This is a genomic window from Chryseobacterium jejuense (genome assembly GCF_900100075.1).
In the GTDB taxonomy this organism is placed as follows: Bacteria; Bacteroidota; Bacteroidia; order Flavobacteriales; family Weeksellaceae; genus Chryseobacterium; species Chryseobacterium jejuense.
The window spans coordinates 49823-68847 of the sequence record NZ_FNEG01000004.1 but is presented as its reverse complement, the minus strand read 5'-3'; the positions used below and the strand labels follow the sequence as shown (position 1 = coordinate 68847).

The window sequence follows — 19025 nt, the reverse complement described above, 5'->3', positions numbered from 1 at the left end:
TATGATATCCGTAAAAATATTAAAAATAGAAAATGTTGAACCAGTAGGGGTAGATAATTTGGATGAATTTATTCAAGGGTTAAATAATGTTTTGGGCCATCCAATAGAAACTATAAATAAAGTAGATCCTAATTTTGATGGATATTATTTATTGCCAATAGGTTTTACAATTCCAGAAGATGGAAATGGCTCTGTAAAAGAAAATATTAATGAAAAAGTGTTTTTGTTGAGTGTAATTAATAGTAATATTCCAAGAATACTGGAAGAATGCAGACCAGCGGGATTAACGAATTGGGCTCTTTTTTTTAGAGCTGGAACAGCAGTAATAGGTAAAACAGAAGTGATTGATAAAGTATCACCTCGAGAAGAAGATGAAAATATATGGTATGAAGATTTAGGATATGATCAGTATATACCCATATTGCAAGATGGCACATATGAAACTGTTGCAAAATCTATTTTAAGTTATTTACAAGCTTATGATAACTATATAAATAAGTGTGTGTAAATAGTATCACTGCCGCACGATATATCGTGCGGTTTTTATTTTCAATCATCTCAAAAAGTTAAAAGATTCTAAAGATATTGAGGGAAAGATTCAAAAATATATTTTAGCGAACAAAAAAGCAAGACAATTAATTGCGAATTCACAGTTAGAAAAAGAATTAACCCCAGGTAATTTACTAAATTTGGCAGGAAACCGGAGGTGAATGGAGGGAGATTTTCCAATAAAAGGACAGGAATCTTTAACTCCAAAGAGTAATGATAGAACTCAGGTGCATTAGAATATAAAAACACCAAAAAATATAATTTACTTAAAAATGAAGAAAGAAAAATTTATATCCAAAATTCAATCTGGCCAGACATGCCACTATATTTACGATGAGAATGAACAAAATGAAAATACAGGCATAGTAAAGGTATGGTTATATAATGATGAGATTATTTTGACTTGGGAAGAATGTCCAAAAGGCTTGCAATATGATGAATCTTCATATTCAAAAGATGAAGTACATAATTTTAGTTCTTTTGAGGAGCTGGATAATTTTTTTAATGACAATAGTATTTTCTACATAAATTTCAAATCTTAATTTAAATTACTTTGACTTAATCAAAATGATTTCAGATGCAGTATAATACAGAGTATGGTGTACAATTAGTAAACCTAAAAGACTTTTGGAATACATTAGATAATACAAAACAACTTACAAACAGTCTGCTTTTGAGTGTTTTACGGATGAGGGATGAAAAAATAGTTTTACGGAAGTACTTATTAGAAGTAATGATGACGTTTCAAGAAGTAGAGTATTAATCAAATTTGTAAAGTAAATGAGTAGAATATTAATAACTAATGATAGTTTTTTTGATAAAGATTACAATGAAACTTTTTCGTATCAAGAAAAGTATAGTTTTTTTGGAGTAAATGAGGGTACAAGCACTCTTGTGGCATTCTATAAAGACTTGCTAAAGCCAGTAGTTGGAGATAAGGTAGAAGAAACTTTTCGGGACTTTGTGTTGGGTAAGGCGCAAACTGAGCAAATAAAAGTAATTTTCGAGCAACAAATAGATGAAACTTTATTTTTTATAGAACCCATTGGTGGTAGAAGATATCGAAGCTGTACTTTGGTCTGGAAAGGTAAATCATATGATATGAATTTGAGTCTGATAAGTCCCAAAAGTCGTATGGTCGAAGATTTTCACCGTATTGTCACCATAGCCGAAGAATGTTTGCAACAAAACAAACCGATGTATCTGTCAATTGATTAAATAGTTTATCAGCTTTAGAAATAAAGCGGGTTTTTAGATATAAAAACCACTATTAAGCAATCTGAATTTACTAAAAATTTCATAAAAATATCCCGATATAAAAGGGGAAATAAAAATAGTATCAGAGCTTCCTTAATGTCTTTCTTGCCAAGGAGTAATACATGATTTTAACAAAATGTTTCCGAATGTTAAAATAAATTTAGTAGATAATGTAAGATAAAAAAATGAGAATAGAAATTTTGAAATTAAATGGCATTTTTAATATGTCTTTTGGTAAAACATTTTTTACTGGCGAGTCTGAAAATATTAATAATTTTATTCATGGTAAATCAAAATGGGATATTTTTATTAATGATCTTTATTTTAATACAATTGAATTTGAGAATGAAAATCTACCATTAACTAAAAGTGACATTGAAACAAAAAATAGATCTTTTTCTTATAATGGTTTTTTTGATAAAGAACAATTAGATTTTAAAGGTCAAAATATAATATTGAAATTAAAAGAAATTTAAATTGATGTCACTCAATCAAAAAGTTTTTTATGGGTTAGTATCAAGTAACGGTATTGATTTAAACTCAATAATTATATCTTAAAAAACTAATGATGCTCTGAATATTCAGTAATTGATTATGAATAGTAATATTTTTTATGACGTGTTAAGTTGGTTGCAATATGAAAAATTATAAAAAAGAGTTTAATTATATCTTATATTATTCAGATAGTACAAATGAACAAGATGATTTGCACTTCTATGCAGAAGATTTTGGGCAAGAAAAAATGCAAGGTATTTTCAAGCTAACTTTAGGTCTTCATTTTCCAGAAATTTTATTTTTACCAGAAATTGAGAATATCAGTAAATCTTGGCCTCCTTATATTGATTATCGTTTGATACAATCCGCTGAAGATATTTGCAAAGCATTGCTTCTTATGGAGTCTTATATTATTTTACCTTGTAATGAATGGGCCGGGCAAGTAAAAATATTAGAGTCTGAAATTAAAAACCCAATTTCTTCAGATCCGGAAACTTATTATGGATATCAAAGTACCATCTTTTTTATTACTGATGAAGAATATGAAAACTACAAACAGGAAGCTGAAAAAATAGATGAATTAAATGACTTAGAAGAACATAGAGGATATGAAACGATGAGTCAGACCCGTACAGAAGATTTGGAAAAATACATGAAACTACCTGTGTTTATTAAAGAAAAAGTATTACCCTATTTTAATGATCATGACTTATATGATATTAGCCGAATAAAAGATGAAAAAGGTAATGTTATTTTTACCCAAACCATAGGAAATAAATAAAAGCATATTATTTTTCTATTACAAAATAAAAGACCATGAGAATAGGTCAGATAGAAATCGATTTTAGATGATTTACAATATCATTTAACTGCAGATGAATTTAGAAATAGTTCATTTATATTTAAATGGAAATAAAGAAATAGAAACGATATCAAATCCTGGGCTGGGATTGGGAATAGGAACAGATAATTCAATATTGCCGTCCTCTTCAAAAACAGAGTATTTCCAATCTTTCTTTTCTAATAGTTTTTTTTTATTCATAATTTTAATCAATTTTCACGAAAGATGTAGATGAACAAGCCACAAAGGTAGCATATCGTGATGTACAAATGATGTCGTCTAGAAATATTTAAAAATGAATAAAGAAAAAGAAATAATCAGAATAATAGATTTTATTTATGTTCATGATGATGAAGCAGGATGCAAAGAACTTCACAGAAGAGTAGTTTATGATCAAATAGGAGAGATAGGAGAAACCTATTATAATGAACAATGGCATGAATTTCCTCAACTCAATAGCTATTATCCAGATCCAACCCCTGGCGTGTTTATAGATGAGGAAAAGGCAAAAGAAATCATGAAAATAATAGACAAAGAAGATAGTTAGATTTTCTTCTGCCCACGCTGCCGCACGAATCTTTTCGTGTGGCTTTTTATTATCCAATCCTTTTTTTTATCTTTTGTATTGTTCCCTCCAACTTTTGCGCTTGACCCGAAAAAATTTACAGAACTATATCGTATAGCAGGAATTAATCCTATTATGGTTAATAATAAAAAAAATCGCTACTTAAAAAGTAACGATTTTTTTTATTGTGTGAACTTGCTGGTTGGAACATCGAACCAATTTTTAAAAGATATTGAATGTTTTTTCGTGCTTATATGATTGATATTTAGTTGTTTATGTTTGTTTTATTTTGATTTGAATCCTGTTGACAATTTTTAATATTTTGTATTGAATTTTTTAGAGCTTACACATTTTTATTTATCGGAGATTCTGTTACAACTTACCTTAATTCGGATACACTGTTTGTTTCCAGTCTTTAGAACTTTGTCATACTTAAAACAATATAGTATGAACACATTTAAAATGTTAGTTATAACTGCCAGTATGGGTATGTATTCCAATGGTATGGCAGCTATCGATGTAAAAGGCACAATTTCTTTTAACTCGCAGATTGCGGACAAAAATGTTTCAATTTCTGAACGGAATAAAAATTATAGTAAAATGGACACGCTCAAATCCAACCAGACAATCATCAATTTAGGGGGGCACCAAGTTCCTGTTTTAAAAGGAGGACTTTATGACAGATTCCGTTCAAACCCACCTTTGTCAGTAGTTGAAAAAGAAGCGCCTGAAATTGATCTGAGCTGGTTTAAAACTATTCAAAAACAGAAAAAGGAGGTCGGCTTTACAACATACTCTCCTAATTTCTATTATAGTAACAGTAGTATAACGGCAATATATACTGCTGATATGACAATGCTAAAAAAGCTAATCCCAGCAGAAGTTCGTGATATTGTGAAACCTATTTCAATTACACCTGGACGTGGCCTGGTTGCAATCACAGCATATGCTTACCATTATTGTGATAATGATTCCTATAATGAGTTATCTATCTCTATTGTAACTACGAAGCCAAACTCCACCAATTGGGGCGTATTTTCCCTTATGAAGGAGCTTAAGAATAAAAATCTTTGGGGGTACGTTCTGAAGCTTCCTGTAGACACAGAACTGGCGAGAGTTCGTGGGGTAGTGGGATATAACCTGCCGAAATGGTTGATTCCAATGAAATATAGTGATCAAGGAGAGATGATGAAGTTTGACTTTTATGATGAGTCCGGGAAAATGGATTTTTCGATGGGAGGAAAAAAACTGGCAATTGGAGATGTTCAACCGGATATTGTCCGTTCAAACTTTATTAACAAGGATAGAAATGGCCAACTGACTCACGGTTATACTGATGTCAGAGCGATTAAGAAAGCAAGCAGCAAAAAGAAGGAAGACGTACAGCTCAATCTTACCAATGGGCCTTTATCCATGTTTATCAAATCATTGGATCTTGGTAAACTAATGCGTTATGATTATCAGCCGGAATTCCAGGCGGCACTGTATACTCCTGAATTAACAGAAAGATCTAAATAAAGATAGTAAAGAATTAAACGTAAAGTAATATGCAAACAATATTGGGAGCTAACGGTCAAATAGGCGAAGAACTGGCAAGAGAGTTGAAGAGAAACTTTACCTCAGATATCCGGATTGTTGGTAGAAATGCACAAAAAGTAAATGATACCGATGAGGTTTTTCTTGTAGACTTATCTATTAGAGAAAATGCGGTTGAAGCTGTAAAAGACAGTGAAATTGCTTATTTCACATTAGGATTGCCTATTAGTACATCTCTTTGGGAGGAGCAGTTCTCTCTCATTACCAGAAATGTAATAGATGCATGCAAGATTAATGGAACTAAGCTCGTGTTCTTTGATAACACGTATATGTATCCACAGGATGGCAGAGTTCTTACCGAGGATACTGAATTTGCCCCTGTGGGCAGAAAGGGAAAGGTAAGAGAAGAAATGACAGCAATGTTGTTGGAGGAAATGAACTCAGGACAGATAGATGCGGTAATTTGCCGTGCTCCTGAGTTTTATGGTCCGGGTAAGACACAGAGTATTACCAATACAATGATCTTTAATAAAATCAAAGAAGGGCAGACCATTGAAATTCCACTGAGTACAGATAAGAGAAGGAGTCTGATCTGGACACCGGATGCAAGCCGTGCCACGGCATTGATCGGAAATACGTCTGATGCATATGGGCAGACATGGCATTTACCCGTGGATAATAGTCACCCTACTTATGCCGAGTTTATCAATCTGGTATCTGAAATTTATGGAAAGGAATTTGAGTTTACAATAGTACCTGAATATATATTCCAAAAGGGAGCACAATCCAGTACAGTATTTACTGAATTATTGGAATTACTGCCAAGGTATGCTTGTGATAATCTGTTTGAGGATGCCAAATTCAGAAGTCGTTTTTCGGAATTTCACACAACAAGTTACAGAGAAGGGATTGAACAAATCAGAAATGAACAAACTTCAATAAAAAAAAATCAGTAAATTAGTTATGTATAAATCAGAAAATCAAAATATGAAAACTCCAGAAAAGGTTTCGTCAATTAATGCCCTGCATCAGTTTCTAGGATTGAAAAAACCGTCGAATCCACTGATTAGTGTGTTCAATTTTGATGATGTCAATCTGGAACCGGAAACGATTCTAAGTGCAATTACTACAGATTTTTATGTTATTGCATTGAAAAAGGAATGTGCAGGAGGTAAGTGCAGATATGGACAACAGTATTATGATTTTGATGAAGGGATCATGTATTTTATTGCCCCTCATCAGGTACTCCAATTTGAAGATGTGCTTCTGAATGGTGTAAAGGGCTTTGTTTTGGTAGTGCATCCTGATTTCTTTCAGGGATATCCTTTAGCATCGCAGGTTAAAGATTATGGTTATTTTTCCTATGCGACCAATGAGGCGTTGCACCTTTCAGAAAAAGAAGAAACCTCTGTTATGGATATCATTCATAACGTTGGAAATGAAATTGAAGGGAATATGGATAGTTTTACACAGGATCTGCTGGTTTCCAATATTGAGCTTTTGCTTAAATACTGTGACCGTTTCTATAACCGTCAGTTTTTAACGAGAAAAAAGGCGAATAATGATTTACTTACAAAGTTGGAAAACTTACTTGATGGTTATTTCAAGAATGATAATTTAGTAATCAATGGAATACCTTCTGTTCACTTAATAGCAAGTGAATTGAATCTAAGTGCCAACTATTTAAGCGATATGCTCCGGGTTCAGACGGGAAAGACAACCCAACAGCATATTCAGAACCGGTTGATAGAGAAAGCCAAAGAATTATTGTCAACAACGGAATTGTCTGTATCAGAAATCGCTTATCATTTAGGGTTTGAGCATCCACAATCATTTCACCGTCTTTTTAAAAACCGTACTACTTTTTCACCTCTGGAATTCAGAGCCTCATTTAATTAATGAAAAAGGTACTCTAATTTAACGAATGCATTAATATTAATAAATATTGAAAAGATGGGTGGTAATTATTACCACCCATCTTTTTTATTTTTTATTGGGTTTGGAGTTTGAAATAAATCAATAAAACAGAGATTCTGTTACAACTTACCTTATTTAGGTTACAATAACTCATCGGATGTTTTGGACCTTTGTTGTATAAAAATACTTATACAATGAATCTTATTAAAATATTAATTATTGTTACCAATATCAATATGTATGCAAGTGGGAATTATCCTACTGGCCTATGGTTAAGTGAAGTGACCCATATCTATCAGGCAGCAAAAGAAAAAGACTATGATGTTACCATTGCAAGTCCCAATGGTGGTGATGTTCCTATAGATCCAGAGAGCCTGAAATTTTTTACCCGGGATAAGATATCTAAAAAATATTGGGATGACAATTCCTTCCGTGAATTGTTGAAAAATAGCAGAAGCCTTAAGGAGGTGGAAAATGACAATTTTGATGTGGTTTATCTGGCAGGCGGACATGGAACAATGTATGATTTCCCCGATGATAAAATGCTCCAAAAAATTATTGGTGATCAATATGAAAGTGGAAAAATGGTGGCCGCCATTTGTCATGGAGTCGGTGGTTTGCTTAACGTAAAATTGTCCAATGGAAATTATCTGATCAAAGATAAAAAACTAACTGGTTATAACTGGTTTGAAGAAGGTCTTGCCGGCCGAAAAAAAGAAGTGCCTTTCAATCTTGAAGAGACTTTGAAGAACCAGGGTTCGGATTATAGAAAAGCACTTATCCCGATGACCTCAAAGGTTGTTGTCGATGGAAATTTAATTACCGGACAGAACCCTTTCAGTTCTAAAAAAATGGCAAAAGTCGTAGTACGCGAACTGGATAAACAAATCGCACAATCTAAAATCATAGATAATAATCAACATTAAAAAACGATTTAAAATGAAAAAATTAAAAATACTGGCAATTGCAGTAATTATCGCTATAATCCTACTCTTTGCCCCTGGCTTTTTCCTAAGTAAAGCTGTCGTTAATGCAGCTTCAAATAAGGAAAGTGTACAACCAAAAACCAATAATCCTACTGATAAGGATACGCTCATTGAACTGGCGGAGCAGAAGATGCCAGTACTGAAAGGCGGTTTGTTTGACAGATTTCATTCAAATTCGCCTATGGATATCGTTGCAAAGGAAAGACCTGATATTGATCTGAGCTGGTTCAAAACCATTCAAAAACAAAAAAAGGAAGTAGGCTTTACAACCTATTCGCCTAACTTCTATTACAGTAACAGCAGCATTACAGCTATTTACACGGCGGATATGTCAAAAATAAAGGAATTGATTCCGGAAAAGGTTAAAGGTCTGGTAAAACCAATTTCCTATACGCCCGGCAAGGGACTGATAGCTATTACATCTTACGCTTACCATTACTGCGATAACGATTTTTATAACGAATTGTCCATCTCTATTGTAACCACACAACCGGGTAGAAGCAATTGGGGACTGATTTCGCTGATGGGTGAGCTGAATGATAAGAACCTGTGGGGATACGTGTTGAAACTTCCGGTAGATACGGAGTTGGCAAGAGTGAGAGGTGTTTACGGTTACAATTTGCCCAAATGGCTGATTCCTATCAATTACACGAACGAGGGTAATAGTTTGACGTTTAATTACTACGATGAAAAAGGGAATTTTGACTTTTCGATGGCAGGGAAAAAACTGGATGTTTCTGCATCAACACCGGAAATTACGCGTTCTAATTTCATCAATCTGAATAAACAAGGTCAGCTAACACATGGTTATACTGATGTTCGTGCCATAAAGAAAGCGAGCAGCAAAAGTGCTGAAGATATTCAATTAAATCTTTCTGATGGTCCTTTGTCAACTTTTATCAGATCATTAGGTTTAAATAAACTGGTTAAGTACGATTACCAGCCGGAGTTTCAGGCAGCATTATATACGCCTGAACTGGTACAGGAAGAGAAAAAATAATTCAATCAACCTTAAAATTTAAAGCAATGGATTTTGATAAAATATTTCAATTACAAAAAGCATTTTTCAATACACATCATACAAAAGATATAACCTTTCGTAAGGAAACATTGAAAAAGCTGAAAACCATTCTGAAAAAAAATGAAAATCGTATGTACGATGCGATTTATAAAGATTTTCGAAAAGGAAGATTCGATACATTTTTAACGGAACTGAATCTTATTTATAATGAAATCGATTTTTTTCTGAAAAATCTGGATAAGCTTAGTAAGCCTAAAAAAGTAAAAACACCATTGAATTTGCAGCCCGGGAACAGTCATATTTATTACGATGCATTGGGTGTAATGTTGGTCATCGGTGCATGGAATTATCCTTTGCAGCTCACGTTGTTGCCCATGGTTACCGCTATCGCGGCGGGAAATACCTGCGTACTGAAACCCAGCGAGCTACCGGAAAATACAATGAATCTGCTAGAGGAATTAATTAATCATAATTTTCCATCCAATTATCTGTATGTGGTGGCAGGTGGGATTCCTGAAACAACCGAACTTCTGAAACTCCGCTGGGATAAAATTTTCTTTACCGGAAGCCCGAAAGTAGGAAAAATAGTATATGAGGCCGCTGCAAAAAATCTTATTCCGGTTGTCCTTGAATTAGGCGGTAAATCTCCAGCTATCGTTACTAAAACGGCAGATTTGGAAGTCGCGGCAAAGCGTTTGGTTTGGGGCAAGTTTATAAATGGTGGACAGACCTGCATTGCTCCCGATTATCTTCTGGTAGAAGAATCGGTGAAGCCGAAATTATTACAGCTGATAAAAGAAAAGCTGGAGGAATTCAATTATTCAGATGGTGCGGAGCATTTCACCAGCATCATCAATAAAAGGAATTTCGAACGTGTTTCTTCACTTATCGATAAAGACAAAATTTTCTATGGTGGCAAAACCAATGAAGAAACTCTATATATCGAACCTACGGTTTTGGATAATGTCACTTGGGACGATGCCATAATGCAGGAGGAGATTTTTGGACCTGTTTTTCCGGTCATTGGCTATACCGATTATGATGAGATTTTGCAGAAGATCATTGAAGGAGAAAAACCTTTAGCAGCCTATCTGTTTACAAAAAATGAAGAAGAAAAAACAAGACTTCTCCATCTGGTTTCTTTCGGCGGTGGTGTCATCAACGATACCTTGATGCACATTACCAACCATTATCTCCCTTTTGGCGGCATTGGTAATTCCGGAATCGGAAGTTATCACGGCGAATACGGTTTCCTTGCATTTTCTCACCAAAAATCAGTTATAGACAAAGCTACCTGGGGCGAGCCGGATTTGAAATATCCGCCCTATACCGATAAAAAAATGCACTGGATAAAAAAAGTGATGTAACAGAGATTATGTTACAATCTCCATGGATTGGGATACTTTTTTGTGGCTGATATGGCCGAATTTTGTACTATAAATTTAAAAGAGAAAAAAATGCAAACAATATTAGGTGCCAATGGACAGATTGGTGAGGAACTGGCAAAAGAGTTAAAAAGAAATTTTACCTCTGAAATCAGGATCGTGAGTCGTGAAGCTACCAAAGTGAATGATACCGATGAGGTTTTTTCAGCTGATCTATCCATAAAAGAGAAGGCCATTGAAGCTGTAAAGGGGAGTGAAATTGCGTATTTTACACTTGGATTGCCAATCAGTTCAGATCTATGGGAGCAACAGTTTCCATTGATTCTCAGAAATGTGATTGATGCCTGTAAAATCAATGGAACTAAACTGGTATTCTTTGATAATACTTATATGTATCCACAGGATGATAGGAACCTTACTGAAAATACTCCTTTTAGTCCGCTTGGAAGAAAAGCAAAGGTAAGAAGAATGATGGCAGATATGGTGTTGAAAGAAATTGAGTCAGGAGCACTTGAAGCGGTAATCTGTAGGGCACCTGAGTTTTATGGTCCAGGTAAAACTCAGAGTATTACCAACACCTTAGTATTTAATAACATAAAAGAAGGGAAAACCTTAAAAGTTCCTCTAAGTGACAGTAAAAAACGAAGCCTGATCTGGACACCGGATGCAAGTCGTGCCACAGCGCTAATTGGAAATACCCCTGATGCTTACGGTCAGACATGGCACCTGCCGGTTGACAAAAGTCATCCGACATATAAAGAGTTTATAGAAATAGCATCCGGGATCTATGGCAAGAAGCTTAAACATAACGTAGTTCCAAAGTTTCTTTTCAAAATAGGTTCGTGGTTCAATCCTAAGGTTAAAGAACTATTGGAATTGCTTCCGAGATATTCGTATGATAATCTTTTTGATGATACAAAATTCAAAAAACGTTTTCCTGAATTTCAGGTCACTACCTATAGAGAAGGAATAGCACAAATTAAGAAGGAGCAGTTTAGAGACAAGAAACTTTAATTTCTTGTCAGGATATTTTGATCATATTGTAAAAACTATAATTGATATGAATTTATCAGAAGTAATGGACTTTAGACGATCTGTACGTGTCTATGATCGGGAAAAAGCTCTAGAGGATGAAAAAATCAGAGCATGCCTTCAATTGGCAGCTTTAGCTCCAAGTAGTTCCAATATGCAGCTTTGGGAGTTTCATCACATCACAGATACTGATCTGTTATCTAAGGTTTCCAGCGCTTGTCTGGATCAGACTGCCACTTCAACAGCAGCGCAGATCGTGGTTTTTGTCACAAGGCGTGATCTGTTTCGCAAAAGGGCAAAATTTGTACTGAATTTTGAAAAAGGAAACATCAGACGCAATAGTCCTGTTGAGCGGCAGGAAAAACGGATCAAGGACAGAGAATTATATTATGGGAAGATCATGCCCTTATTATATGGACGTTTCTTTGGCTTATTGGGAAGTTTTAGAAAATTATTGACAGGAACTATAGGGGCGTTCAGAACCATTACAAGAGAGGTGTCTGAGAATGATATGCGAGTGGTGGTTCATAAATCCTGTGCGTTGGCAGCTCAGACTTTTATGATTGCCATGGCAAATGAAGGATATGATACCTGTCCATTGGAAGGTTTTGATAGCAAGGTATTAAAAAAAGTATTGGGTCTACCTCGCGGAGCAGAAGTTAATATGGTTGTCTCCTGCGGAATAAGAAAAGGGAATGAAGGTATTTGGGGTGAATGCTGTAGGGTTCCGTTTAACGAAATATATGTAAAGAGATAACTAAGGAATGCGGTTCTACATCCATCATTTTTTCTAACAGAGATTCGGTTACAATCTTCCATGATTTGGTTACTGATGTCCATTCGTTTATTACTAACTTTAGATGACAAAAAAAGGTATAAAAATGAAAAAAATCCTTCTGGTTGTAACTAATACCGGACATTATAAAAGTGGTTTAGAAACCGGTCTATGGTTGAGTGAGCTTACCCATATCTACCACACAGCAAAAGAAAAAGGATGGGTGGTCACCATAGCAAGTCCTAAAGGAGGACATGTTCCCATTGACCCCGAGAGCTTAAAACCTCTTGTATTGGACAAGATTTCAAGATCATATTACGAAAACACTGCTTTTATGAACGACCTCAATCAATCAAGGAATTTGCTGGAAGTTCAAAATGAAGATTTTGATTGTGTATATCTCGCAGGTGGTCATGCGACCATGTATGATTTCCCCGATGATATTATTATACAAAATATAATCAGAAAGCAGTACGAAAGTGGAAAAATGGTTGCTGCTATTTGCCACGGAGTGGGAGGATTGATTAATGTAAAGCTTTCAGACGGAACTTATCTGATTACGGGAAAATCAATGACTGGGTTTGATTGGTTCGAGGAGACCATCGCCAGAAGAAAAAGGGAGGTTCCTTTTAATCTTGAAGCTTCAATTGTTGAACGTGGTGCAGATCTGAAAAAAGCATGTATTCCCATGACGTCCAATGTTATAGTGGATGGGAACCTGATTACAGGACAAAACCCCTTCAGTTCAAAAGAAATGGCACAAGTTGTTGCTAAAGAACTTGATAAATAATATACTTTCAGGCTTGTATAAGCCAAATAAATTTATAATTAATCATTAAAATTTTAATTATGGCATCAAACATTAAAGCGGAAAACGATCCGCAAATCCTTTCGGGGATCAGAGAATTTCTAAATGCATTGAATAACAGTGGGGGGAGTCCCTTGGAAACCTTGACACCCCAGCAGGCAAGACAGGTGTTAGTGGATGCCCAAAAATCTGTAGAGGTGGATTACTCAGGGATCATTGAGACAGAAAGAGAAATTACACAGGATGGTATTACGGTAAATATTCATATTGTTAAACCTGCAAACTCAACTTCGGAAAACCTTCCGGTATTTATGTTTACGCATGGTGGAGGTTGGATATTGGGTGATTATCCTACTCATAGAAGGCTGGTTAGAGATCTTGTTGTAAATAGCGGAGCTGCTGCTGTATTTACTGACTATACACCATCTCCAGAAGCTCAATACCCTGTAGCGATCAATCAGATTTACGCTGCCACAAAATGGGTGTCAGAAAATGGCGCTGAAATCGGAGTTGACGGTAAAAATATGGCTGCTGCCGGAAATAGTGTAGGTGGGAATATGACGGCGGTACTTTGTCATATGGCTAAGGATAAAGGTGGCCCAGAGATAAAATTTCAATTATTATTGTGGCCTGTAGCGGACGCTGATTTTACACGTGAATCTTGGCAAAAATATGGTGAAGGAAGATTCCTGACAGCTCCATTGATGAAATGGATGTGGGATAATTATTTACCCGATCTCGAAACAAGAAAAGAGTATTATGCAACACCTTTCAACGCTTCTTTAGAGCAGTTAAAAGGATTGCCACCAGCATTAGTACAATTAGCGGAGAATGACATCCTTTTTGACGAAGGATTAGCATATGCCAGAAAATTAGATGAAGCAGGTGTGCCAACCACGATCCAGACTTATAACGGATTTATCCATGACTATGGATTATTAAACCCGTTGGATCATATAGAAGCAATAAAGTTTTCTTCTGAACAGGGTGCATTAGCACTTAAAAAAGCTTTATTTGGAAAAGCTTAATTAGTCAGCTTTTTTAAATATTATTTTCTAGACTTATATTTCGAAGGCGGATGAGTAATTACATTCGTCTTCTTTATCTTTAAATAGACACAATACATCTCAAAAATCAAGAATAGTTTAACTAAACAAAGATTGGCAAGATTATTTTTTTGAGAAAGTAATTATTGATGAAAATACTTTGAATATGTTTATGTTACTGGGATTTATAAAAAAATATTTGGAGTAAAATTAGAAAAATCTGGGGCAAGAGTAGGAGAAGCTTTAGGTAATGATGAGAAGATAAATCATTTTCTAAAGGAAATTTCCTTGTTTGCTTTTGAACAACGGTTGAAAACTATTTAGCGAAAAATATGTGGTTTTTTTGTGAATTTTTGGTGTTCGAATCCTGTTAGGTCATCGCAGATAAAATTTTTAAACTTTTATTAATTTAAATATAACTTGCTGATTTTTCAATCACATTTCGCTTTTGTATGGAATCAATTAAGATATTTTTGAAATAGTGTTTTTGTAATGAAAGTCTTAATTTGATCAAAGTTAACTAATTGAATATGAGGTATGTATAAATAAATATGCGCAAATTGTCTTAAATTTGCGCATATTGTCGTTTGTGACCTCGACAGGATTCAAACCTGTAACCTTCTGAGCCGTAATCAGATGCGCTATTCAGTTGCGCCACGAGGCCGTTTGTTTTGTTGTTGTTTAACGGTTGCAAATATACCACTTTTTTCCGTTCTTTGAAACATGAAACAGAAAATTTTACTTTTATTCACGGTATTTTCGCTAATTGCTTGTAAAAGAGAACAAAAAATTTCGTCCTCAGATTGGACAAATATCTCAAATCGCACCCAATACAAGGAACAAGATGGAAGTTTGGAGCTGAAATCGGGAAATTTCACCTATAATTTCAAACAAAATCAGACTCCTTTTAAGAAAATCATCCTCCTTAATGCCAGTATGGCGGGGTATATTTCAGAGCTTGGAGCCGAAAATTTAATCATTGGAGTATCAAGTCCGGAGTATATTTATTCAGAAAAGATCCAGCATCTGATTAAAGAAGGAAACATTCAGAATGTAGGAAGCGATCAGAAGTATGATGTGGAGAAAATTATTTCCATGAAACCGGATGCAATTTTCACTAACTATATTGCAAGTTTTGATAATGCCTATCAGTTATTGAAGAATAATGGTATTCAGGTGATATTTCTGGATGAATATATGGAGCAGCAGCCATTACAGAAAACGGCTTATGTAAAGTTATTCGGAGAACTTTTCGGAAAAGAAAAAGAAGCTGAAGCTAAATATCAGGAAGTAGAGAAAAACTATAATGATCTGAAGAAACTCGCATTAACAGCAAAAGAAAAACCTATTGTTTTGGCTAATGAAATGTATGGAGATGTTTGGTATCTTCCAGGTGGAAACACTTCAGTAGCACATTATATTGCTGATGCCAATGCTACTTATATCATGAAGGATAATAAGGATGAAAAAGCCTTAACGATGAGCTTTGAAGAAGTTTTTGCAAAGACCAGCGGTGTTCAGTATTGGGTAAATGCAGGAAACCATACTTCAAAAAAAGAAATGCTGAAGATGAATCCTTTCTACGGAAAGCTGAATGTATTCAACAAAGGAAAGCTGTATACAATGGCCGGAAAAGAGAGAGAAAAAGCCAACGACTTCTTTGAAAGTGGGGTTGTAAGAGCAGATTTAATCCTTAAAGATTATATTAAAATCTTCCATCCTGAACTTTTGCCGGATTATCAGCTTACTTATATGAAAGAATTGCAGTAAATCGGACTATTTGCTTATTTTTGCCTTTCCTTTTTATAAAGTTATGTGGAAAAGAATTAAACAGTTTATTTTCATCGTTCTTGTTCTGAACGTGGTTTTTATCATTTGGGGAAGATTTTTTAATCCACCCATTACCCTTACTCAGATAGGAGGACTGTTTGAGTATGGAAAATTGCACAGAGACTATATTTCCTATGATGAGATGGGGAGTAATGTAAAAAAAGCAGTGATTGCTTCAGAAGACCAGAAATTCTTTGACCATGACGGCTTCGATTATACCGCCATTGAAAAAGCAATGAAGTATAATGAAAAAGGTAAAAAAATAAGAGGGGGAAGTACTATTTCCCAGCAAACAGCTAAGAATGTCTTCCTTTGGCAGGGCAGAAGCTGGGTAAGAAAAGGGCTTGAAGCTGTCTACACCTTCATTATTGAAAAGGTATGGAGCAAAGATATTATTCTTGAAAGATACCTGAATTCCATTGAAATGGGGCAGGGGGTATTTGGAGTAGAAGCAGCAGCACAATATTATTTTGGTAAATCATCCAAGGACCTGAGCTCTTCAGATGCTGCCTGGATTGCTGCTGTACTGCCGAATCCAAAGAAGTATGATCCGAAGAATCCATCCCCTTATTTAAGAAAGAAACATAATTGGATTATGAGACAGATGAGGAATGTGAGTTTGAAATAGTATCTTTGTACTAATGAAATTCTTTAATTCCAGCACAAATTTTGAGTCGGTTCTTAAAAAATACTTTTCTTTTAAGAACGAAACCCTTTCTTTGGAACCCTTTGCAGAGTTGTTAGAGAGTGTAAAAAGGGCAGACTTTACAGATGTGCTTAACTTTTTCAGAAGCAATCCGAATTTTGCGGAAAACTTCAAGTATTACATTCATAATGTTTTTAAAGGAAGACCATTCAATCTGTCCTTGACAGAAGCCAATATTCTTTCTGAAAATGCCTTTTTCCCGGAACTTAAAAAAAGAATCCTGAATAAGGTATTGCCGCCTGTTGAAAATGAAAAAACAGTGTGGTACATGATTGATAATGTAAGTCTAAGACCTAAAACAGACTTAAAATATCTTCATAATCTTCCTGAAAACGAGGTGAATGAATTTCTGACACTCATTGGAGCTTCAGATTTTATCATTAAGCCAAATGTAAAGAAGGAACTGATCTTTTCGATGAACATCCTTTCATGGAGGGTAACGGGAATGGCTATGGAAGTAGAAGTGGTAAGAATGGCTCCTCAATACAGGAACCTTTCCAATCCATTTTTAGCTCTTCAGAACGAGTTGGAAGCATTGGCAGATGATCTTGTTAAGGATCCTGAGCTACAGCTGCATTCTAAGGACAGCAGATATAAGCAGATCAAGATTTATTCAGAGCAATGTTTGGAATTTGTGAATATAGCCTTCAAAAATTCAGCTAAATATGGAATTTCAGGGAAGATTAACCAATCACTGCTGAAGATCCGCCAACAGACCGAAAGAATTTATGATATTGTACAGCTTTTGATTATTGACAATGAAGAAGATATTCTGATAAGATCAAAACAGTTGGTCTTCAATATTCTGAGCTATAAATCTCACAAGAATAATATTGCTGATCTTATTAATGACAGTACGAGACTAATTTCTCACCTTATCACCAATCACACGGCGGAAGCGGGAACTCATTATATTACTTCCACCAGAAAGGAATATATGACTATGTTCTACAAAGCGAGTGGTGGTGGAATTATCGTAGGAGCACTCTGCGTGCTGAAAATGTTGTACGGATATATTCCCGGAAGTGACTTTTCACACGCGTTTCTATATTCCATGAACTATGCGATGGGATTCATCATGATCTACCTGATGGGTTTCACACTGGCTACAAAACAGCCAGCGATGACTGCTGCAACCATGACCAAAGTGCTGTCTGAAGAAGGAAACAATAAAAGAAACAATACCGAATTTGCCCACCTTGTCTCCAAGCTTTTCCGAAGCCAGTTTATTGCCTTCGTAGGAAACGTTTTATTGGCATTTCCGATAGCGCTTGCCATTATTTATGGATTGGATGTATTCTTTTCACAAAACCTTGCTGTAGACAGATCAGATAAGCTGTTAAAAGACCTTGATCCTTTCAAATCCAAAGCAATTCTTCATGCCAGTATTGCTGGTTTCTATCTTTTCATTTCAGGAATTATTTCTGGGAATATCGGAAACAACTCCGTGTTCTATCAGATTCCGGAAAGAATTGCAAAAAACCTTTCTATCAGAAGTTTTTTTGGAAAGAAATTTGCGAAAGGACTATCAAAATATTATGCTAAAAACTGGCCGGGAATCGTATCGAATTTCTGGTTCGGGGTTTTCCTTGGAGCTACGGCACCTGTAGGATTGTTCTTCGGGCTTGATCTTGATATCAGACACATTACCTTTGCTGCCGGAAACTTTGCTTTAGGGCTTTATGGAAAAGATTTTTCCGTAGATTCCTATACATTCTGGATGTCCTTTGTGACGGTTTTCTTAATTGGGTTCTTCAACTTCCTGGTAAGCTTCAGTTTATCTATGTTCCTGGCGTTCAGGTCAAGAAAGATGAACTTCGGACAGGTAAGTGAGATCTATAAAGAAATTTTCAGGTATTTTATAAAGCATCCGCTGAAATTCTTCCTGCCACTAAGTTCAGGATTGGATAAAAAAGCTGATGACCTGATGAGCAGTACGATTTCTAATAAATCAGAAGAACATTAATAAAAATAAAAATGCTACCATTTCGGTAGCATTTTCTATACTATGTAATACTGTTGATTATATACAGTAAAGTAAATCCGGGCATTCTGCTGGTAATTGCTCCCAAAAAGCGCATGTTGTAAGATCTGCACAGGATAAAGCACAACATACCATTCGTCCAGCTCCTTGAATTTTTTTTAAATTTTCTCTTGATACTTTCTTTTGTGTAAGTACTTTTTTCATGGTAATTTGATTTTATTTATGAAGTGTTAAATATATCAATTATCCTTGAAATATTCTATTTTTTTACACTATCTGAAAGTCATTAAGC

21 protein-coding genes and 1 tRNA gene are annotated in these 19025 nt (G+C 35.1%); 19 read left to right on the top strand and 3 right to left on the bottom strand.

What is annotated here, in order from left to right:
• Nucleotide 1: 1 nt before the first annotated feature.
• From BLS98_RS12725 to BLS98_RS12700, 5 genes are all read left to right on the top strand, one after another.
• On the top strand, nt 2-508 hold the full coding sequence (locus tag BLS98_RS12725) for a hypothetical protein (protein ID WP_089736892.1): 507 nt from the start codon (nt 2-4) through the stop codon (nt 506-508).
• Between the two features lie 313 nt (nt 509-821).
• Nucleotides 822-1091, top strand: coding sequence for a hypothetical protein (locus BLS98_RS12720; protein WP_089736891.1), 270 nt, complete (start codon nt 822-824; stop codon nt 1089-1091).
• Between the two features lie 238 nt (nt 1092-1329).
• Complete coding sequence (locus BLS98_RS12710) at nt 1330-1767, top strand: hypothetical protein (RefSeq protein ID WP_089736889.1); 438 nt, start codon at nt 1330-1332, stop codon at nt 1765-1767.
• A gap of 224 nt (nt 1768-1991) precedes the next feature.
• Complete coding sequence (locus BLS98_RS12705) at nt 1992-2282, top strand: hypothetical protein (protein WP_089736888.1); 291 nt, start codon at nt 1992-1994, stop codon at nt 2280-2282.
• Nucleotides 2283-2443: 161 nt separating this feature from the next.
• Nucleotides 2444-3082, top strand: coding sequence for a hypothetical protein (locus BLS98_RS12700; RefSeq protein WP_089736887.1), 639 nt, complete (start codon nt 2444-2446; stop codon nt 3080-3082).
• 111 nt (nt 3083-3193) lie between these two features.
• Here BLS98_RS12700 and BLS98_RS23320 read toward each other — a convergent pair whose 3' ends face one another.
• Nucleotides 3194-3343: a hypothetical protein gene (locus tag BLS98_RS23320; protein WP_167356220.1), complete on the bottom strand. Its 150-nt coding sequence runs from the start codon at nt 3341-3343 to the stop codon at nt 3194-3196.
• A gap of 94 nt (nt 3344-3437) precedes the next feature.
• Here BLS98_RS23320 and BLS98_RS12695 point away from each other — a divergent pair, with 94 nt between their 5' ends.
• From BLS98_RS12695 to BLS98_RS12645, 11 genes are all read left to right on the top strand, one after another.
• Nucleotides 3438-3689: a hypothetical protein gene (locus tag BLS98_RS12695; RefSeq protein ID WP_089736886.1), complete on the top strand. Its 252-nt coding sequence runs from the start codon at nt 3438-3440 to the stop codon at nt 3687-3689.
• Between the two features lie 465 nt (nt 3690-4154).
• Nucleotides 4155-5225, top strand: coding sequence for an acetoacetate decarboxylase (ADC) (locus tag BLS98_RS12690; RefSeq protein WP_089736885.1), 1071 nt, complete (start codon nt 4155-4157; stop codon nt 5223-5225).
• Between the two features lie 29 nt (nt 5226-5254).
• Nucleotides 5255-6199 (top strand): NAD-dependent epimerase/dehydratase family protein, encoded by a 945-nt coding sequence (locus tag BLS98_RS12685; RefSeq protein ID WP_089736884.1) that lies wholly within the window; start codon nt 5255-5257, stop codon nt 6197-6199.
• 31 nt (nt 6200-6230) lie between these two features.
• A complete protein-coding gene (locus BLS98_RS12680) occupies nt 6231-7142 on the top strand; it encodes a helix-turn-helix domain-containing protein (protein ID WP_181575086.1) in 912 nt (303 codons plus the stop codon).
• 212 nt (nt 7143-7354) lie between these two features.
• Nucleotides 7355-8086, top strand: a complete 732-nt coding sequence (locus BLS98_RS12675) for a type 1 glutamine amidotransferase domain-containing protein (RefSeq protein WP_089736882.1) — start codon at nt 7355-7357, stop codon at nt 8084-8086.
• Between the two features lie 13 nt (nt 8087-8099).
• Nucleotides 8100-9146, top strand: a complete 1047-nt coding sequence (locus tag BLS98_RS12670) for an acetoacetate decarboxylase (ADC) (RefSeq protein WP_089736881.1) — start codon at nt 8100-8102, stop codon at nt 9144-9146.
• A 26-nt stretch (nt 9147-9172) separates the two neighbouring features.
• Nucleotides 9173-10534, top strand: a complete 1362-nt coding sequence (locus BLS98_RS12665; protein ID WP_089736880.1) for an aldehyde dehydrogenase family protein — start codon at nt 9173-9175, stop codon at nt 10532-10534.
• A gap of 90 nt (nt 10535-10624) precedes the next feature.
• Nucleotides 10625-11566, top strand: coding sequence for an NAD-dependent epimerase/dehydratase family protein (locus BLS98_RS12660; protein WP_089736879.1), 942 nt, complete (start codon nt 10625-10627; stop codon nt 11564-11566).
• 46 nt (nt 11567-11612) lie between these two features.
• Nucleotides 11613-12341 carry a nitroreductase family protein gene (locus BLS98_RS12655; protein WP_089736878.1) on the top strand — a complete coding sequence of 243 codons (729 nt, stop codon included), beginning with the start codon at nt 11613-11615 and terminating at the stop codon, nt 12339-12341.
• A gap of 124 nt (nt 12342-12465) precedes the next feature.
• Nucleotides 12466-13149, top strand: a complete 684-nt coding sequence (locus BLS98_RS12650; RefSeq protein WP_089737326.1) for a type 1 glutamine amidotransferase domain-containing protein — start codon at nt 12466-12468, stop codon at nt 13147-13149.
• 59 nt (nt 13150-13208) lie between these two features.
• The gene (locus BLS98_RS12645) at nt 13209-14195 is read left to right on the top strand and encodes an alpha/beta hydrolase (protein WP_045180179.1); all 987 of its coding nucleotides are present in this window, start codon (nt 13209-13211) and stop codon (nt 14193-14195) included.
• Between the two features lie 608 nt (nt 14196-14803).
• Here BLS98_RS12645 and BLS98_RS12640 read toward each other — a convergent pair.
• A tRNA-Arg gene (locus tag BLS98_RS12640) sits at nt 14804-14877 on the bottom strand.
• A 59-nt stretch (nt 14878-14936) separates the two neighbouring features.
• Here BLS98_RS12640 and BLS98_RS12635 point away from each other — a divergent pair.
• Genes BLS98_RS12635 through BLS98_RS12625 form a run of 3 tightly spaced genes read left to right on the top strand, consistent with a single transcriptional unit; the run spans nt 14937 to nt 18715 of the window.
• Nucleotides 14937-15983, top strand: a complete 1047-nt coding sequence (locus BLS98_RS12635; protein ID WP_167356219.1) for an ABC transporter substrate-binding protein — start codon at nt 14937-14939, stop codon at nt 15981-15983.
• A gap of 43 nt (nt 15984-16026) precedes the next feature.
• Nucleotides 16027-16671: a monofunctional biosynthetic peptidoglycan transglycosylase gene (gene mtgA, locus BLS98_RS12630; RefSeq protein WP_089736877.1), complete on the top strand. Its 645-nt coding sequence runs from the start codon at nt 16027-16029 to the stop codon at nt 16669-16671.
• A gap of 13 nt (nt 16672-16684) precedes the next feature.
• Nucleotides 16685-18715, top strand: a complete 2031-nt coding sequence (locus BLS98_RS12625; RefSeq protein WP_089736876.1) for a recombinase — start codon at nt 16685-16687, stop codon at nt 18713-18715.
• Between the two features lie 57 nt (nt 18716-18772).
• On the opposite strand, the gene BLS98_RS23315 is transcribed toward BLS98_RS12625, so the two are convergent.
• Nucleotides 18773-18937: a bacteriocin-like protein gene (locus BLS98_RS23315; protein ID WP_167356218.1), complete on the bottom strand. Its 165-nt coding sequence runs from the start codon at nt 18935-18937 to the stop codon at nt 18773-18775.
• Nucleotides 18938-19025 lie beyond the last annotated feature (88 nt).

What these genes read in the sequence shown, in the direction of transcription:
- BLS98_RS12725 (WP_089736892.1), top strand. Translation starts at nt 2, where the DNA reads ATGATATCCGTAAAAATATTAAAAATAGAAAATGTTGAACCAGTAGGG.
- BLS98_RS12720 (WP_089736891.1), top strand. Translation starts at nt 822, where the DNA reads ATGAAGAAAGAAAAATTTATATCCAAAATTCAATCTGGCCAGACATGC.
- BLS98_RS12710 (WP_089736889.1), top strand. Translation starts at nt 1,330, where the DNA reads ATGAGTAGAATATTAATAACTAATGATAGTTTTTTTGATAAAGATTAC.
- BLS98_RS12705 (WP_089736888.1), top strand. Translation starts at nt 1,992, where the DNA reads ATGAGAATAGAAATTTTGAAATTAAATGGCATTTTTAATATGTCTTTT.
- BLS98_RS12700 (WP_089736887.1), top strand. Translation starts at nt 2,444, where the DNA reads ATGAAAAATTATAAAAAAGAGTTTAATTATATCTTATATTATTCAGAT.
- BLS98_RS23320 (WP_167356220.1), bottom strand. Translation starts at nt 3,343, where the DNA reads ATGAATAAAAAAAAACTATTAGAAAAGAAAGATTGGAAATACTCTGTT.
- BLS98_RS12695 (WP_089736886.1), top strand. Translation starts at nt 3,438, where the DNA reads ATGAATAAAGAAAAAGAAATAATCAGAATAATAGATTTTATTTATGTT.
- BLS98_RS12690 (WP_089736885.1), top strand. Translation starts at nt 4,155, where the DNA reads ATGAACACATTTAAAATGTTAGTTATAACTGCCAGTATGGGTATGTAT.
- BLS98_RS12685 (WP_089736884.1), top strand. Translation starts at nt 5,255, where the DNA reads ATGCAAACAATATTGGGAGCTAACGGTCAAATAGGCGAAGAACTGGCA.
- BLS98_RS12680 (WP_181575086.1), top strand. Translation starts at nt 6,231, where the DNA reads ATGAAAACTCCAGAAAAGGTTTCGTCAATTAATGCCCTGCATCAGTTT.
- BLS98_RS12675 (WP_089736882.1), top strand. Translation starts at nt 7,355, where the DNA reads ATGAATCTTATTAAAATATTAATTATTGTTACCAATATCAATATGTAT.
- BLS98_RS12670 (WP_089736881.1), top strand. Translation starts at nt 8,100, where the DNA reads ATGAAAAAATTAAAAATACTGGCAATTGCAGTAATTATCGCTATAATC.
- BLS98_RS12665 (WP_089736880.1), top strand. Translation starts at nt 9,173, where the DNA reads ATGGATTTTGATAAAATATTTCAATTACAAAAAGCATTTTTCAATACA.
- BLS98_RS12660 (WP_089736879.1), top strand. Translation starts at nt 10,625, where the DNA reads ATGCAAACAATATTAGGTGCCAATGGACAGATTGGTGAGGAACTGGCA.
- BLS98_RS12655 (WP_089736878.1), top strand. Translation starts at nt 11,613, where the DNA reads ATGAATTTATCAGAAGTAATGGACTTTAGACGATCTGTACGTGTCTAT.
- BLS98_RS12650 (WP_089737326.1), top strand. Translation starts at nt 12,466, where the DNA reads ATGAAAAAAATCCTTCTGGTTGTAACTAATACCGGACATTATAAAAGT.
- BLS98_RS12645 (WP_045180179.1), top strand. Translation starts at nt 13,209, where the DNA reads ATGGCATCAAACATTAAAGCGGAAAACGATCCGCAAATCCTTTCGGGG.
- BLS98_RS12635 (WP_167356219.1), top strand. Translation starts at nt 14,937, where the DNA reads ATGAAACAGAAAATTTTACTTTTATTCACGGTATTTTCGCTAATTGCT.
- mtgA (WP_089736877.1), top strand. Translation starts at nt 16,027, where the DNA reads ATGTGGAAAAGAATTAAACAGTTTATTTTCATCGTTCTTGTTCTGAAC.
- BLS98_RS12625 (WP_089736876.1), top strand. Translation starts at nt 16,685, where the DNA reads ATGAAATTCTTTAATTCCAGCACAAATTTTGAGTCGGTTCTTAAAAAA.
- BLS98_RS23315 (WP_167356218.1), bottom strand. Translation starts at nt 18,937, where the DNA reads ATGAAAAAAGTACTTACACAAAAGAAAGTATCAAGAGAAAATTTAAAA.